This window comes from Actinoplanes flavus (assembly GCF_017592555.1).
GTDB lineage: Bacteria > Actinomycetota > Actinomycetes > Mycobacteriales > Micromonosporaceae > Actinoplanes > Actinoplanes flavus.
The window spans coordinates 168,549-183,866 of the sequence record NZ_JAGFNS010000013.1 but is presented as its reverse complement, the minus strand read 5'-3'; the positions used below and the strand labels follow the sequence as shown (position 1 = coordinate 183,866).

Below are 15,318 nucleotides of genomic sequence, written 5' to 3'. Positions count from 1 at the left end.
CTCCTTTGTGACGTTTCCGCAAGGGGCCGGTCGCATGGTGTCACAGCGGCCGATGGGACGATCCGCCGATCCTGACTATTGGGCACCGGGGGCCGGCCGAAAGTCAGGGCTGGAGGATCAACCGGTCGACCGCGGTGGCCAGACGGGCCAGCCAGGGGCCGGGAGTGCCGCCGCCGGGTGGCGGGGTGTCGAGCACCCATGTCGGGATCTCGGAAGGGGCCAGCAGACGGGCCGCGCCCTCGGCGCTGAGCACCAGACGGCGCAGGCGGCGGGACAGGCACATCCCGGTCAGTTCGGCCAGGAGCACGGCGTCGTAGACGTCCTTCATCGCGGAGACGCCCTCGGTGGCCTGGTCGGCCGTCAGCCAGTGCAGCTTCCAGGCGAGGGAGAGCTCGCGGCTCGCCGTCCACGCCATGGTCGGTGGCTGCCCGTCGGCGCGCCGGATGGGTGTGCGGACCACCGCATCGGCCATCACCTCGTCGTAGGCCAGGTCGATCCGGGCGCTTCCGATCTCACCGCCCGGCGCCGTCCACGGGATCACCATGCGGGCGCGGCTGCCGGCGAACATGCGAATGTTCGAATACTCCGACCAGCTGACGGTGTAGTCCCAGGTCGCCTCGTGGACGATCCGGCTCGCGTCGAGGGTCACGCCGCCGGACGCCCGGGGGTGTGCGGCCAGCAGTCTCTGGAGCCGGTCGTGGACCGGATCGGGGACCTCGTCCGGTTGGGCTCCGGCCACCCAGCTCGCATGATCCGGAGCCGACGCGGACTGTGGGCCGTCGGTGTCGATCTCCTGGAACGTCCAGGGCAGGTGCCGGGCGGCCGCCGGCCAGTGCTGGGGGACGTCGGTGCGATCCAGAGCCGGGTACGGATCCAGATAGTCCACGGGCATCGCGTCGGGCGGCCACACCACCCAGTCGATGTCGCCCGGTGGCCGAGCCGCGTCACCCACCCACGAGGCCATGGTCATGCTGCCGCGCAGCACCAGGCACTCCGCCCACGGCTGCTCGGCGACCACCCCGATGATGTGATCGAGAGCGGCCCGGTGCGCGGTCACGCCGGGCTGCCCGACGGGTCGTCGAACCAGCCGCCGTCCAGACCCGGATTGTCGTCTACCAGCACATACTCCTCCTCGACCTCGGCCACCTCCAGGCCCGCTCCGGCGACGGCGGCCAGCAGCCCGGCCAGCGCCGCGGTCGCCTCCGGCCGGCCCGCCCGATAGCAGCGCTGAGTGACGAACCTCTCCTGCACGCCGTCGGGCCGTGTCCGCCGGGCATTGCGGGACAGGTGAGCGCCGTGCCGGACGGCCAGCTCACGGACCGGATCCAGCGGGGCTCCGGCGGGCAGCAGCACCTTGACGTGATGCTCGAAGTAGAGGCCGGGCCGTGCGTCGGCCGCGGTGCGGGGCGCCTCGCCGCCGGACGCGGCGGCTTCGACCTTGAGCCGGGTGACGGGGAAGCCGTCCGTTCGCAGGGTGGCCGCGACCCGGCGGGCGTCCGCCTCCGCCGAGACCGGTGTGCCGTCGGAGAGCCAGCTCAGCATCGGCTGGCTGGCATGGTCGCCCCGGTCGAGCAGGATGCGGGTGTATCGCACGCCCCGGGCCGTCGCCCACGATCGAAGCCGCTCATCGTCGGCATCGGCCACGACCGTCAGATGGATCTCGTATCGGCTCACGCCCGCACGCTAACCGTGGGGTATGACATCTCCGGGCCACGGAACCGGCGGACGGTAGGCTCACGGGGGAGCCGGCGGGGTTCCGGCGACGGGTGGAAGGGGTCCCATCATGGCTGTCACCAGCACCTACACCGTGAAAGGCATGACCTGCTCGCACTGCGTGCAGTCGGTGACCCAGGAGTTGTCCGCCCTGCCAGGCGTCACCAGCGTGCAGGTCGATCTCGCCTCCGGCGGGGTCACGGTCGCCAGCGAGACACCGCTCGCCGAGCAGGCGGTGCGGGAGGCGGTCGACGAAGCCGGCTACGAGCTCGCGGATGCCTGACGAGACGCAGGCCACTCCGGTCGGGCGCAGGCCGGCCGAACAGCGTCACTCATCCGAATCAATGCCCATAAAAGACGAGAATTCGGAAATCGAGGGTACGCGCGAGCCGCACCCCGACCGCACCCCGAAACCGAACACGGACGGCCCGGAAGCGGACTCCGGCGCGCCGCGTCTCGGGCTGATGGGTGGGGGAGACGGCGCACCCGCCACCCCCGGCTTCCGGTTCGCGGCCATCGGGGCTCTGCTGGTCGTCGTGCTCTTCGCGGGCTACGGGCTCGGCCGGCTCAACGGCGGCACGACGGACCCCCAGGCCGCGACCCCGGCCGGCACGCGGCAACCCACCCCGACGGCCTCCGCCTTCGACGAGAGCCAGCCGCACACCCACGGCACCACCGCACCGATCGGCTCGACCGGCCGGGGCGCCGCCGTCGGTGGCCTCTCGCTCAGCGGGGACGGCCTCACCCTCACCCCGCTGATCACGACGTTCCCGGGCGGCCGTCCGCAGCGGCTGGATTTCACGATCAACGGCCCGGGCGGCGCGCCGGTCACCACCTACGACGTGGTGCACGACAAGCCGCTGCATCTCATCGTGATCCGCCGTGATCTGACCGGCTTCCAGCATCTACACCCGGTGATGGCGGCCGACGGCACGTGGAGTGTCGATCTCACGCTGGCCGAACCCGGCGTCTACCGCATGATCGCCGACTTCACCGCGGTGGTCGGCGGTGAGCGGCTGGTTTCCACGCTGGGCAGCGACCTGACGGTCGCCGGCGACTACACGCCGGTCACCCTGCCCGATCCGGCGCGGGCCACCACCGTCGACGGCCTCCAGGTGGGGTACGAGGGCACGCCCGTCACCGAGTCCACCCAGCCGCTGCTGATGACCGTGACCGACTCGGCCGGCCGCCCGGTGACGGTCGAGCCGTACCTGGGCGCCTTCGGTCACCTGGTGGTGCTGCGCCAGGGTGACCTCGGCTACGTCCACGTGCACCCGGAGACTCAGCTGGTCGACGGCAAGGTCAAGTTCTGGCTGGCGGCGCCGAGTCCCGGCACCTACCGGATGTTCTTCGACTTCCAGGTCGCCGGGAAGGTCTCCACGGCGGCCTGGACCGTGGTCGTCAGCTGAGCATCCGGGAGAGGGCCGGCGTCACGCCCCACTGGGCGGTCAGCGAGTCGTACTCGGCCCGCTGCTCGGCGGTGGGTGCCGCGCCGGTCCGCCGGGCCCGCAGCATGAGGTTGCGCGGGGTGTGCGCCGAGTCGATGAACTCGACCACGTCCACCCGATAGCCACGCAACCGCAGCAGGGCGGCCCGCAGCGAGTCGGTCAGCACGTCGGCGAACCTCTCCCGCAGGATCGCGTGGCGGGTCACCTCCCCGTACGGCGAAGGGGTTGCACCGCCTTTGAGCTGGGCCGCGATGTCGTGGTGGCAGCACGGGGCGGCCAGCACCCACCGGGCCTCCCAGCCGACCGCCCGGGCCAGCGCCTGGTCGGTGGCCGTGTCGCAGGCGTGCAGCGCGAGCACCAGATCCGGCGGGAAGGGCAGCTCGGCGTCCTCGATGGTCCCGGCCACGAACGTCACCTCGGCGGAGCAGCCGAGTTCGGCGGCGACGGCGCTGTTGCGTACCCGTTGATCCTCGCGGACGTCGACCCCCACGACCTGGACGTGCGCGCCCCGGCCGGACAGATATCGATAGGCGGCGAAGGTGAGGTAGGCGTTGCCGCAGCCGAGGTCGACGACGCGCAGCGGGGTCGGCAGTTCGTCGGGCAGGGTCGCGGCGAGCGCGCGCAGGAAGGCGTCGATCTGGCGGCGTTTCGCCGCGGTGCCGCCGACCACCGAGAACAGCGGGTCGCCCGGATCGAGCAGCCACTGTTTGGCCCGGTCGTGGCCCTCGGCGGCACGTGGCGCGGCGACGGCTCCGGCCCGGTGCACCTGCGCGTCGCCCTTCTTGGTGATCCGCACCTGCACGGTGGCCGATTCGGTCTCCACGTGCCAGTTGCCGAACGGCTCGGCCAGCAGTTCGTCGACCGCCGCGGCGGCTTCCGGGCCGGGCGCGACGTTTCGCGTGTACGGCCGAGCCCCGTCATCGGTGACGATCTGTAGTTTCCGCCCGTGCTTGAGAGTGACCGGCCGCACCTGGGCCCGGGTCACCGACGGTATGTGCCCGCGGCGCCGGCCGGCCGCGACGGCCCGGGTGAGGCCCGGTGCGAGCAGGAGCTCCCGCACCTCGGCGAGGACTGATTCGAGCGGTTCTGGCATGGATTCCATTCTGCCCGGCGCCCGGGATGTCCCCACGGGGCTGTGGACGGCGTGCGGCGACGGTTAAGTTGATCGATGCCGAAGAAGAAGACGAGGTGCCCCGCACATGTCGTTCCTCGCCGATTCCTCCGCGCCCACGCTGCTCACCGCCCGCCTGCGGGAGGCCACCAGACAGGAGCACGCCGCGGCGCGGCGCAGCCCGTTCATCGACGGGATAGCCTCCGGGCGACTGCCGATGGCCGCGTACGCCGAACTGCTGGCCCAGTACTGGTTCATCTACGAGTCGCTGGAGCTGGCCGCCGACGCGATGGCCGCCGATCCGGTGGCCCGGCGGTTCGTCTACCCGGAGCTGTACCGGATGCCGTCGCTCGAGTCGGACCTGCGGTTCCTGTTCGGGCCGCGCTGGCAGAGCCGGATCACCGCGCTCCCGGCCACGACCACCTACTGCACGCGGATCCGCAGCGCCGCGTTCGACCGGGCCACCGGGTATGTGGCCCATCACTGCACCCGCTATCTGGGTGACCTCTCCGGCGGGCAGTGGCTGGGGCGGGCGGTCGTCGCGGCGTACGGGTTCCGCCGTCACGGTTACCGGTTCTTCGTGTTCGAGGGCGTCGACCCGGCGCTGTTCCGGGCCCGCTACCGGGAGCGGCTCAACGCCGTCCGGTGGAGCCCTGCCGAGCAGGACGCCTTCGTGAGTGAGGTGTCCGCCGCGTTCCGCCTGAACATCGACCTGCTGGGCGAGCTGTGGGAGGGCTGGACCTGACAGCGGATCCTGGACGATCGACCACCGGAAGGGGTGGGCGATCGTCCAGGATCCAGGCTGGGAAGGTCAGGCGTCAGCGTCCGACGGCGCGGCGGTGCGGGTGGTACGCCGACGGCGCCGCCGGGGAGCGGCCTCGTCCGAGGCATCCGACGAGTCCGGCGACTCCGGTGAGCCCGCTGCATCCGTGGCGGCGGGCTCGGCAGCCGGAGCGGACTCCGGAGCCGCCGCGTCGCCCTCGGAGAAGACCAGCGAGGTGGCGGCCGTCCGGCGGCGACGGGTCCGGGTGCGGGGAGCGGGCTCCTCCGAGACCGTGGACGGGGCCGTCTCCTGCGCTTCGGAGGCGCCGGACGGCGTACCGGGAAGGGTCTCGGCGTCCTCGACCACCCGCCGCCGGCGACGCTGCCGCTGGGGCCGCTCGCCTCCGTCGCGGGACGGCGAAGCCGAACCGGTGCTCTCGGACGACGGCCCGGAGTCGCCACCGCGGGAGCGCCCACGACCGCGGCCGCGGCCGTTACCGCGCCGCCCACCGCCGCCGAGATCCTCCTCGACCTCGGCCGACAACCCGGCCCGGCTGCGCTCGGCGGTCGGCAGCGTGCCCGAGACGTCGGCCGGGATCTCCAGGTCGGCGTAGAGCGCGGGCGACGTGTGGTACGTCTCCGGCGGCTCCGGCATGCTGAGGCCGAGCGACTTGTCGATCAGCACCCAGCGCGGCATGTCCTCCCAGTCCACGAAGGTGACCGCGACACCGGTGGCGCCCGCCCGGCCGGTGCGGCCGATGCGGTGCGTGTAGGTCTCCGGGTCCTCGGGGCAGTCGTAGTTGATCACGTGGGTGACACCCGAGACGTCCAGCCCGCGGGCCGCCACGTCGGTCGCCACCAGCACGTCGATCTTGCCGCTGCGGAACGCCCGCAGAGCCCGCTCGCGCGCGCCCTGGCCCAGGTCGCCGTGGACGGCGGCGACCGCGAACCCGCGGAAGTCGAGGTCCTCGGCCACCCGGTCGGCGGCCCGCTTGGTCCGGGTGAAGATCATCGTGAGGGACCGTTCGCGCGCCTGGAGGATGCGCGCCACCATCTCCAGCTTGTTCAGCGGGTGGGTGCGGTAGACGACCTGCTTGGTGAGCGGCGACGGGCCGCTCTCGGTGGTGTGCCCGGCGTGGATGGTGACCGGGTTGCGCAGGAACCGCCGGGACAGGGCGACGATCGGGTCCGGCATGGTGGCCGAGAACAGCATGGTCTGCCGCTGCTCCGGGATCATCGCCAGGATCTTCTCGACGTCCTCCAGGAAGCCCAGGTCGAGCATCCGGTCGGCCTCGTCGAGCACCAGGGCCTGGATCGAGCTCAGCTTCAGCTGCTTCTGCTTGCACAGGTCGAGCAGGCGGCCGGGGGTGCCGACCAGGATCTCGACGCCCTTCTTGAGCGCCTCGACCTGAGGCTCGTACGCCACCCCGCCGTAGATCGGCAGAACCCGGACACCCCGGGTGCTGCCCGCCGCGGCGAGGTCGCGGGCCACCTGGAGACCCAGCTCACGGGTGGGGACGACGATCAGGGCCTGGGGCTGCCCGGTGGCGCCCTCGGCCGGGGCGGTGACCCGCTCCAGCAGCGGCAGACCGAAGCCGAGGGTCTTGCCGGTGCCGGTGGGGGCCTGGCCGATCAGGTCGGTGCCGCGCAGTGCGATCGGAAGTGCGTACTCCTGGATCGCGAACGCGTGAGTGATGCCCGCCTTGGCGAGAGCCTCCACCGTCTCGGCGCGAACGCCCAGCTCAGCGAAGGTGGGGCTGTCGGGACGGACCGGCGCGCGGGTGGTGACGGGGACTAGAGCTTGCTCATTGTCGGTCATGAAGTTTTACGGGTGCCCTCTCGTGGTGCGCCCGTCGAAAAGCTCTGGGGCGCGGTCTCGTATAGGCGCGGGCCGCACGCTCGAAAGCGGGCCACACGCTGGCCGTCGACTCGACAGATCGACGGCGACTCAGGCCACTCTACCCGACCTGCTAGCAGACGCATCCAAGAGAGAGTTACGGGAGGGCACCCTGAGACCAGGGTGCCCTCCCGTGATGAAACTCAGCGAGTGGTGAAACCGAACGGGCGGTGCGACGCCTCGGCGATCTCCACGTAGGCCACCTTGGCGACCGGGATGATCACCTTGCGGCCCTTCTCGTCGGTGAGTGTCAGGACGCCGTCCTTGGCCAGAGCCTCCGTCACGGCCTGCTCGACCTCCGCCGGAGTCTGAGCGCTCTCCAGCACAAGCTCACGCGGCGACTGTTGCACGCCGATCTTGACCTCCACGGAGCCCTCCTCAAGAAATCCGTCTACCCGATCGAAAGGCTATCCGATTTCCGGGGCCGTACCGGCAGTTGAACCACCCTGCAGCGGGAAGCTGGCGATCCCACGCCAGATCAGTGCAGCTACGAGCGCTTCGGCTTCAGCTTTGGGCGTACGCCGGCCGTTGGCGAGCCAGAACTGTGCCGCCTGTCCGGCCGCCCCGGCGAGGCCGGAGGCGAGCAGTTCGGCCTGGTCCGGCCGGAGACCGGTGTCCGAGATGATGGTGTCGGTCACCGCCGCGATGCAGCCCTGCTCGACCCGCTCCACCCGCTGGCGGACCTGGGGGTCGTTGCGCAGGTCCGACTCGAAGACGAGCCGGAACGCCTCGCTCTCGTGGTCCATGAAGTCGAAGTACGCCCGGACGGCGCCCTTCACCCGGTCCTTGTTGTCCGGGGACGCCAGCATGGCTCCGCGCACCTTGGCGATTATCGCGTCGCAGTGCGTGTCCAGCAGGGCCAGGTAGAGCTCCAGCTTGCCGGGGAAGTGTTGGTAGAGAACGGGCTTCGAGACGCCGGCCCGTTCCGCGATGTCGTCCATCGCGGCGGCGTGGTAGCCGTGCGCGACGAAGATCTGCTGCGCGGCGGCGAGCAACTGCTTGCGTCGCGCCGATCGGGGCAGGCGGGTGGGTCGTGCGGTCTGTTGCCCGCCGGACGCAGCGGTCATTTCTGTGAACCTCCAGGGGGTCGGTCCCCGCGGTTTGGCTTCCTGGTTTGCCCGGATCGGCTCATGTCGCGGTCGTGCGGGCAATTGTCGCGACGCTGCAACTTATCGCCACTGCAACGACACGGTAGCCTCAGCGGGGGCGAGCGAGGAGCACGCGGTGGATGAATCAGGGCATTCCGGAGAAGCCGGAGCCTCAACGGGTGGCAACGGCGCCGACTCGCATGACCGCAACCGGGTGAACGGCTGGGCGAGCACCGACAGTCCGTGGTCCAACAATGGAGCCGCATTGGAGCAGGGAGTGGACACGCCACCATGGCGGCGTCCGTCGGACGGGCGAACCTTCGGCCGGCAGCAGTTCCCACCGGAACCACCCTTCGGGGCCGCGCCGTCGTCGGCTGTTCCGGCGTCCCAGCCGGGCTCCGAGATTCCCCCGTCGGGGGACACCGCTCCGTGGCCGGACCGCAACCGCCTCGCCGACATCCTCGGCCACCGGCGGCCACCCGCGCCGTCGTCCGCGGCGCCCGCCCCGAGCAGCGCGCCACCTTTTCCGTACGAGGGTGATCTCGACGACTCGTACCGCGATCCGGGACCGCAGCGCGCCTCGGCGCCACTGACCCGGCCGGACTGGGCTCCCGATTCGCCCGCGCCGGTCTCCACCGAGCCGGCCCGCTCCCGGCACGCCCTGGTCACCGACACGCTCGCCCAGGGTCTGCCCCAGTTCGACGCTCCGGCGACCGATGGGGAACCGCCGACGGCCCGTTCGGCGTACGATGCGTCGAGCTTCCCGCACCACCCGTCCTATGCACCGTCTCCCGCGTACCCGGGTCTCCCGGAGCCGGCCCCCACAGCCGGCGCCGAGGGCGAGCCGAGCGGGACACTGCCCCAGCGCGTCCCGGCCCAGCCGGACGTCCCGAGAGTTCCGGAGCCGCCCTCCGTGGAGCCATCGGCCGAAGCGCCCGCCCTGGCGCGCATCGCGACGCACCTGCGCCGCGGTGACGTCGTGCCGGCGCAGGAGCGTCAGGAGGGCTTCGACGTCCAGGACATCCTCGCCGCGGTCCGCGAGGTCGACGGCGTGCGTGACGCCTCGCTGCGGGCCACCCCGGCGGGGGCGCACAGCCTTCGGCTGGACCTGTCCGACGGCGCCGACCCGGCCGAGGTGAGCCGCCAGGTGGCCCGCCTCCTCCAGGACCGGATGGGCCTCGACGCGGCCATGCCCGGTGACCCCCCGGCCGCGCTGCGCCCGCCGTCGAACCCGTCCCGGACGCCGCTGCTGCCCACCCAGCCGACCCGGCCGGGCCGCGCCGCCGCCCCGGCTCCGGTGTCGTCGATGCCCGCGCCCGCGCCGGCGCCGATCCCGGTGGCGCCGGTGACCCCGGTGGCGCCGGTGTCCGCCATGCCGCGGATCCCGGTCGAGGAGCCCCGGCCGCAGATGGTGAACGCGGGCGCCTCGCTGGTGCCGGCCGACGCCTCGAAGCCACGTCCGCTGGACCCGGGTGACAATCCGGGCCCCCGCGTGATCATCGAGAACGTGCACGTCAACACGTTCGGCGCGGACGCCACCGTCGAGGTGCGGCTGCGCGCCGGCGGCCGGACCGCCTCCGGCGTGGCGACCGGCCCGGCCGTCGACGGCTACCTTCTGCGCCTGTGCGCGACGGCCACCGCCGGTGCGGTCGACGAGCTGCTCTCCACCTCCCAGCACCGGGACGGCCCGGCCCGCTGCTTCGTCGAGCACGCCTCCGCCGTCTCGTTCGGCCCGATGCAGGTCGCCGTGGTGGTGCTGCTGCTGTCCTGCGGCGGCGGCTGGGTCGAGCAGCTGGCCGGTTCCGCCGTGGTGACCGGCGACGACCGGCACGCCATGGTCCGCGCCACACTGGCGGCGGTCAATCGGCGTCTTGAGGCACTCTTGGCTTGATGAAGGGTGCGGTTCTGGCCGACGACAGCGCGCTGTTGCCGGCGGATGTGGTTCCGCCTCCGTGGCCCGCGCGCCGGGTCACGGTCGGCGGCGCGATGCTGCATGTCCGCGACACGCCGGCCCAGAGCCCCGGCGCCGAGCCCGCCGTCTACGTGCACGGGCTCGGCGGCTCCGCCCAGAACTTCACCGATCTCGCCGGTCTGCTCGCCGACCGGCTCGACGGCCAGGCGATCGACCTGCCCGGTTTCGGCTACAGCGACCCGAGCCCGCGCTACTCCATCGCGGCCTTCGCGGACACCGTGATCGACTATCTGGAGCACGCCGGCCGCGGCCCGGTCCACCTGATCGGCAACTCGCTCGGCGGCTCCATCTCGGTGCGGGTCGCGGCGCTGCGGCCCGACCTGGTGCGCACGCTCACGCTGATCTCCCCGGCCATGCCGTTCCTGGACCCACGACGGACCGCGCAGGGCCCGGTGCTGCCGCTGCTCGCGATGCCCGGCGCTGATCGCCTGATGGCCTGGGCGCTCACCCGGATCACCGCCGAGCAGATGGCCGAGCAGGTCCTGGCCGCCTGCTTCGGCGACACCACCAAGGTGCATCCGCAGCGCCGCGCCGAGGCGATGGAGGAGATCCAGCTCCGCTACACGGTCGCCCACTACCCGAAGGCCTATCTGGGCACGCTGCGCGGCCTGGTGAGCAGCTTCCTCCGGGCGTACCTCCCGGGTGCCGACTCGCAGTGGCGCCTCGCCGCCCGCGTCCAGGCGCCCACCCTGGTCATCGGCGGCCTCAACGACCGCCTGGTCGACCCTCGGGTGCCGGCCCAGGTCGCCAAGGCCATTCCGGACAGCCGCCTGCTGATCCTCCCCGGCGTCGGTCACGTCGCTCAGATGGAGGTCCCGCGGCTGGTCGCCCGAGGGATCGTCGGCCTGCTCGACGACGTTCGATGACCGTCCGGGCCGTCCTCCCGGCCCGCTGAGCGTGCCCCTCCTCTCCGCGACGATCATCCGGTACGGGCTACGCGCTCTCGATCGTGTATTTCCGGATCGTCTGCCCGGTCCGGGCCGCGGAGCGCCCGCCGGGCTGATCCGGTGGTCCGGGTCCTTTTCCGGCACCCGGACACGCACCCGGACGAACCAGGTTGCACGTTGTAACGAATGGCACAAGATCCCCGATGGGTGGGAAGCGGGCGCCCGGTGTGGGAATCTGAGAGCCCATGATGTCGACTGCCGCCCCACCCCGTGAGTCGCGGTCCGCGTCCGGCGTGGACCGTTGGCGGCAGTCCTGGCTGATCGTCCTGCTCGCCACCGCGGTCCTGTTCGGAGCCGTCGCGTTCGGCCGGCAACTCCTCGGTGGCGCGGCCCCGGTGGGTAACCCGGTGGCGGCGGCCTCGCCCGCCGAGGCGGCCGTTCCCGCGTCTTCCGAGGTTCCGTCGACCGCGCCGAACAGTCCGTCCCCGGCCGTCCCGGCCGATTCCACCGCGGCCGAGACGCCGGTCTTCCCGGCCGGTGGCGTGATGCGGATCGACGGCGCGGTCCCGGCCGAGGGGTCCGGCGATTTCCAGTACGCGGGCGGTCGCAGCCCCGTCTACGGCACGCGGGGCCCGGTGCGCCGTTTCCGGGTGGCCGTGGAGAAGGGCAGCGGCGAGGACGTGCCCGCCTTCGCCGCGCAGGTGGTCGCCACCCTCTCCGACGAGCGCGGCTGGACCGGTTCCGGCGGGCTGCGGATGCAGATGGTCGGTGGCGCCGAGAAGGCGGACTTCACGGTGTACCTCGCCACCCGGGAGACGGCGGGGCGGATGTGCGAGCGGGGCGGCACCAACATCCGGATCGGCGGGGTGCCGTTCACGTCGTGCCGGGCCACCGGGAAGGTGATCCTCAACCTGGACCGCTGGCGTAAGTCGGCCCGCCCCTACCTGGAGTCCGGCGCCGACCTGGCCGCGTACCGGCAGTACGTGATCAACCATGAGGTTGGGCACGAGCTGGGCCACCGGCACGAGGGCTGTCCCAAGGCGGGCGGCCCGGCCCCGGTGATGGTTCAGCAGACCCTCACCCTTCGGGGCTGCAAGCCGTACTCGTGGCCGCGCCGCAACGACGAGAACCTGACCGGCCCGTCACTCTGAAGCTGTTCCGGTACGGAAATCCGAAAGTCCTGTGACAGACGGTGAGTCGTGGCAGGCTGGCGCTTGCTATGGCAAACGCGACAAATGGCCCCATTGATCCGGACGCCGGCACCGGCCGGCGAGGCCGGGCCGAGCGTTCCCGCGCCGAGGCGGATCCCGCGGCGCCCCCGGCCATGCCCGCCGCCACCCCGACCCGCCGGGGCCGCTCCGTGCCCACCACGGCCCGCCGCGACCCGACGCCCCCCGCCATGCCGGAGCCGTCGGAACCCGGAGCGCCGGAACCACCGGCCATGACCCGCGGCATCGTCGAACTCGCGGCCGAACGTCTCGCCGCCGCGCAGGCGGCCCGCGAACCCGGGCCGGAGCCGGCCACCCCCGCCGACGGCGACCCGATGACGGCGCCCGGCGCCCACGTGAACGCGCGGGCGGCCGGAACCCGCCGATCGAGCCGGTCGGCCGGTCCCGCCATCCGTGCCGTTCCCGGCGGCACCCGCCCCGGCGCGGGCAACCGGCCATCGCCGGCGTTGCGCCCTCCCGCCGGCCCACCGGAAGCCGTCCGCCCGCAGCCCGGCCCGTTCGAGATCGTCCGCCCGCACGACGCCGACCCGGAGCGGTGGGACGGGGACGGCCGGCTCGAGACGCCCGGCGCCCCGGACGATCCCACGCTCGACACCACCGGCTACGGGCTGGAACCGTATGCCGGTCCGGCCGCTGTGGAGTCCCACACCGAGGCGAACCTCCGGTATCCGCGCACACGGAACCGCCCCGGGCTGCCGCCCAGTGTCCGCCTGCCCGCGGAGTTGCCGGACAACCTGTGGCCCCCGCCCGCCCTGATGGACCCGAGCCTCGCCGGGAACCTCCACGTGCCGGTGCTGGTGCCCCCACGGCCGGAGGAGCCCGCCCGGGTGGACGAGGAACCGTCCCCGGGCGAGCGACGCCGGCACCCGGCCGAGGCGGTCCGGGACGAGGAGCGGGAACCCGACTTCCTGCCGTCCGTGTTGGAGCGCGGCGGCCCCGACACCGCGTACGTGCCCGCGCACTCCCGGGACGACGACGTTCCGCCCCGGCACACGCCGCCCGTCCGCCGGATCCGCCGCCGCCGGAGGGCCGTGCTCGTCGCGTACCTCTTGATCGTGGTTTCGGTGTTCGTCGCCGGCCATCAGCTTCGCGACCGGGAGGAACCACTCGTTCCCGGGCGGGAGGCCGCGCAGCGCGCGGCCGAACCGGCGGGTATCGGCCCGGCGGCCGGTCCGGTGCCGCCGGAGACCAGGGCCGAGCCGGTCGAACCGGTCACCGAGCCGGTCGAACCGGTCACCGGGGCGGCCGAGCAGGCCATCGGGGAGGACGAGAAGCCGAAGGCGGAGGCGGGCGAATTCCGGTACGCGCGCGGCCGCGGCCCGATGCTGGGCACCGATGGCGAGCTGTACCGCTTCCGGGTGGCGGTCGAGAAGACCGTCGACGGCACGTCGGCCAAGGAGTTCGCCGAGGCCGTCGACACGACGCTCGGCGATGACCGGAGCTGGATCAACGACGGCCGGCTGCGGCTGCGCCGGGTGGCGGACGCCGGTGACGACGTGGACTTCACGATCTTCCTGGCCTCGGCGCCCACCTCGGAGAAGATGTGCGCCGACGGTGGCCTGTCCACCGAGGGCTACACCTCGTGCCGGATCCCCGGTCAGGTGATCATCAACGCGGACCGGTGGGCCGACGCGATCCCCGACTACGAGGGCCGGTTGGACCAGTACCGGCAGTACACGATCAACCATGAGGTCGGCCACGAGCTCGGGCACGGGCACGAGAAGTGCCCCGGCGACGGCGAGAAGGCCCCGGTGATGATGCAGCAGACCTTCGGCCTGCGGGGCTGCACCCCGAACTCCTGGCCCTACCTGCACGGCGAGCGGTACGCCGGTGAGCCGGTAGCCTGAGATATTCCGCGATCCCGCATGTCGGGCCCGTGTCCAACGTCATGGATCAGCGCCCGCGAATCGAGCAACAATGGGCGGCGATCCTTACCACCGAACCCGGGGAGTGAATTGTGGCTCTGCCCCCGCTCGTCGAGCCGGCCGCCGAGCTGAGCGTCGACGAGATCCGCCGCTATTCGCGTCACCTGATCATCCCCGACGTCGGGATGGACGGGCAGAAGCGGCTCAAGAACGCCAAGGTCCTCGCCGTCGGCGCGGGCGGCCTCGGCTCGCCGACGTTGCTCTACCTGGCCGCGGCCGGTGTGGGCACTCTCGGCATCATCGACTTCGACACCGTCGACGAGTCCAACCTCCAGCGCCAGATCATCCACGGCGTCTCCGACGTCGGCACGCCCAAGGCCGAGTCCGCGGCCCGCAGCATCGCCGAGGTCAACCCGCTGGTGAACGTGGTCATCCACAACACCGCGCTGGACCGCGACAACGTCAAGGAGATCTTTTCCCAGTACGACCTGATCGTCGACGGCACCGACAACTTCGCGACCCGTTACATGGTCAACGACGCCGCGGTGCTGCTCGGTAAGCCGTACGTCTGGGGTTCGATCTACCGTTTCGACGGCCAGGCCTCGGTGTTCTGGGAGGAGCACGGTCCCTGCTACCGCTGCCTCTACCCGGAGCCCCCGCCGCCCGGCATGGTGCCGAGCTGCGCCGAGGGCGGCGTCCTCGGCGTGCTGTGCGCGTCGATCGGCTCGATCCAGGTCAACGAGGCGATCAAGCTGATCACCGGCATCGGTGAGCCGCTCGTCGGCCGGCTGATGGTCTACGACGCCCTGGAGATGTCCTACCGCAAGATCAAGGTGCGGAAGGACCCGAACTGCGCGCTCTGCGGTGAGAACCCGACGGTCACCGACCTGCTGGAGGACTACGAGGACTTCTGCGGCGCGGTCTCCGAGGAGGCGCAGGAGGCGATCCACGGCTCCACGATCACCGTCCGCGAGCTCAAGGACTGGCAGGACAGCGGCAAGGACATCTTCCTGGTCGACGTCCGCGAGCCGGCCGAGTGGGAGATCAACCGCATTCCCGGCGCGGTGCTGATCCCGAAGGGCGAGATCCTCTCCGGCGAGTCGCTGGCGAGGTTCCCGCAGGACAAGCAGATCGTCCTGCACTGCAAGTCGGGCGTGCGCTCCGCCGAGGCCCTCGCCGCGCTCAAGGCGGCCGGCTTCAAGGACGCCGTGCACGTCCAGGGCGGCATCGTCTCCTGGGTCAACACGATCGACCCGTCGCTGCCGTCGTACTGATCGGAAACGCTTCACACTGAGGAGTCATGATCTTGGCTCCTCAGTGTGAGGCTGTCGTAACAGAACCGGACC

The 15,318-nt window shown here is 72.0% G+C and carries 14 protein-coding genes; 8 read left to right on the top strand and 6 right to left on the bottom strand.

The genetic code is table 11. The features are described from left to right. Positions 1 to 103: 103 nt before the first annotated feature. Together J5X75_RS21365 and J5X75_RS21360 are read right to left on the bottom strand one after the other, a co-directional pair. Positions 104 to 1,057 carry a nucleotidyl transferase AbiEii/AbiGii toxin family protein gene (locus J5X75_RS21365; protein ID WP_208469204.1) on the bottom strand — a complete coding sequence of 318 codons (954 nt, stop codon included), beginning with the start codon at positions 1,055 to 1,057 and terminating at the stop codon, positions 104 to 106. Next, positions 1,054 to 1,674, bottom strand: a complete 621-nt coding sequence (locus tag J5X75_RS21360; protein ID WP_208469202.1) for a hypothetical protein — start codon at positions 1,672 to 1,674, stop codon at positions 1,054 to 1,056. The genes J5X75_RS21365 and J5X75_RS21360 overlap by 4 nt, the downstream gene beginning before the upstream one ends. Before the next feature lie 109 nt (positions 1,675 to 1,783). On the opposite strand from J5X75_RS21360, the gene J5X75_RS21355 reads away from it, so the two are divergent. Beyond that, entirely contained in the window at positions 1,784 to 1,996 is a 213-nt protein-coding gene (locus J5X75_RS21355) for a heavy-metal-associated domain-containing protein (protein ID WP_208469201.1), read from the top strand. 61 nt (positions 1,997 to 2,057) lie between these two features. Then, entirely contained in the window at positions 2,058 to 3,122 is a 1,065-nt protein-coding gene (locus J5X75_RS21350) for a DUF8832 domain-containing protein (protein WP_238488690.1), read from the top strand. Here the strand turns inward: J5X75_RS21350 and J5X75_RS21345 are convergent. Continuing rightward, entirely contained in the window at positions 3,115 to 4,254 is a 1,140-nt protein-coding gene (locus J5X75_RS21345) for a class I SAM-dependent methyltransferase (RefSeq protein ID WP_208469199.1), read from the bottom strand. The genes J5X75_RS21350 and J5X75_RS21345 overlap by 8 nt on opposite strands. A 106-nt stretch (positions 4,255 to 4,360) precedes the next feature. On the opposite strand from J5X75_RS21345, the gene J5X75_RS21340 reads away from it, so the two are divergent. Beyond that, the gene (locus tag J5X75_RS21340; RefSeq protein ID WP_208469198.1) at positions 4,361 to 5,017 is read left to right on the top strand and encodes a biliverdin-producing heme oxygenase; all 657 of its coding nucleotides are present in this window, start codon (positions 4,361 to 4,363) and stop codon (positions 5,015 to 5,017) included. Between the two features lie 66 nt (positions 5,018 to 5,083). Here J5X75_RS21340 and J5X75_RS21335 read toward each other — a convergent pair whose 3' ends face one another. The 3 genes from J5X75_RS21335 to J5X75_RS21325 all read right to left on the bottom strand — a co-directional run bounded on the left by J5X75_RS21335 (position 5,084) and on the right by J5X75_RS21325 (position 7,998). Next, positions 5,084 to 6,853: a DEAD/DEAH box helicase gene (locus J5X75_RS21335; RefSeq protein WP_208469197.1), complete on the bottom strand. Its 1,770-nt coding sequence runs from the start codon at positions 6,851 to 6,853 to the stop codon at positions 5,084 to 5,086. A gap of 221 nt (positions 6,854 to 7,074) precedes the next feature. Continuing rightward, the gene (locus tag J5X75_RS21330; RefSeq protein WP_208469196.1) at positions 7,075 to 7,299 is read right to left on the bottom strand and encodes a DUF3107 domain-containing protein; all 225 of its coding nucleotides are present in this window, start codon (positions 7,297 to 7,299) and stop codon (positions 7,075 to 7,077) included. Positions 7,300 to 7,338: 39 nt separating this feature from the next. Further along, positions 7,339 to 7,998, bottom strand: a complete 660-nt coding sequence (locus J5X75_RS21325; RefSeq protein ID WP_208469195.1) for a TetR/AcrR family transcriptional regulator — start codon at positions 7,996 to 7,998, stop codon at positions 7,339 to 7,341. A gap of 286 nt (positions 7,999 to 8,284) precedes the next feature. Between J5X75_RS21325 and J5X75_RS21320 the strand changes: the two genes are divergently transcribed. The 5 genes from J5X75_RS21320 to moeZ all read left to right on the top strand — a co-directional run bounded on the left by J5X75_RS21320 (position 8,285) and on the right by moeZ (position 15,246). Further along, the gene (locus J5X75_RS21320) at positions 8,285 to 9,910 is read left to right on the top strand and encodes a Daple (RefSeq protein WP_238488688.1); all 1,626 of its coding nucleotides are present in this window, start codon (positions 8,285 to 8,287) and stop codon (positions 9,908 to 9,910) included. Further along, positions 9,910 to 10,857, top strand: coding sequence for an alpha/beta fold hydrolase (locus J5X75_RS21315; RefSeq protein WP_208469193.1), 948 nt, complete (start codon positions 9,910 to 9,912; stop codon positions 10,855 to 10,857). Before J5X75_RS21320 ends, J5X75_RS21315 begins: the two co-directional genes overlap by 1 nt. A gap of 269 nt (positions 10,858 to 11,126) precedes the next feature. After that, positions 11,127 to 12,029: a DUF3152 domain-containing protein gene (locus J5X75_RS21310; protein ID WP_238488686.1), complete on the top strand. Its 903-nt coding sequence runs from the start codon at positions 11,127 to 11,129 to the stop codon at positions 12,027 to 12,029. Positions 12,030 to 12,097: 68 nt separating this feature from the next. Then, complete coding sequence (locus tag J5X75_RS44480) at positions 12,098 to 13,954, top strand: DUF3152 domain-containing protein (protein WP_238488685.1); 1,857 nt, start codon at positions 12,098 to 12,100, stop codon at positions 13,952 to 13,954. Positions 13,955 to 14,064: 110 nt separating this feature from the next. After that, positions 14,065 to 15,246, top strand: coding sequence for an adenylyltransferase/sulfurtransferase MoeZ (gene moeZ, locus J5X75_RS21300; protein ID WP_208469190.1), 1,182 nt, complete (start codon positions 14,065 to 14,067; stop codon positions 15,244 to 15,246). Positions 15,247 to 15,318 lie beyond the last annotated feature (72 nt).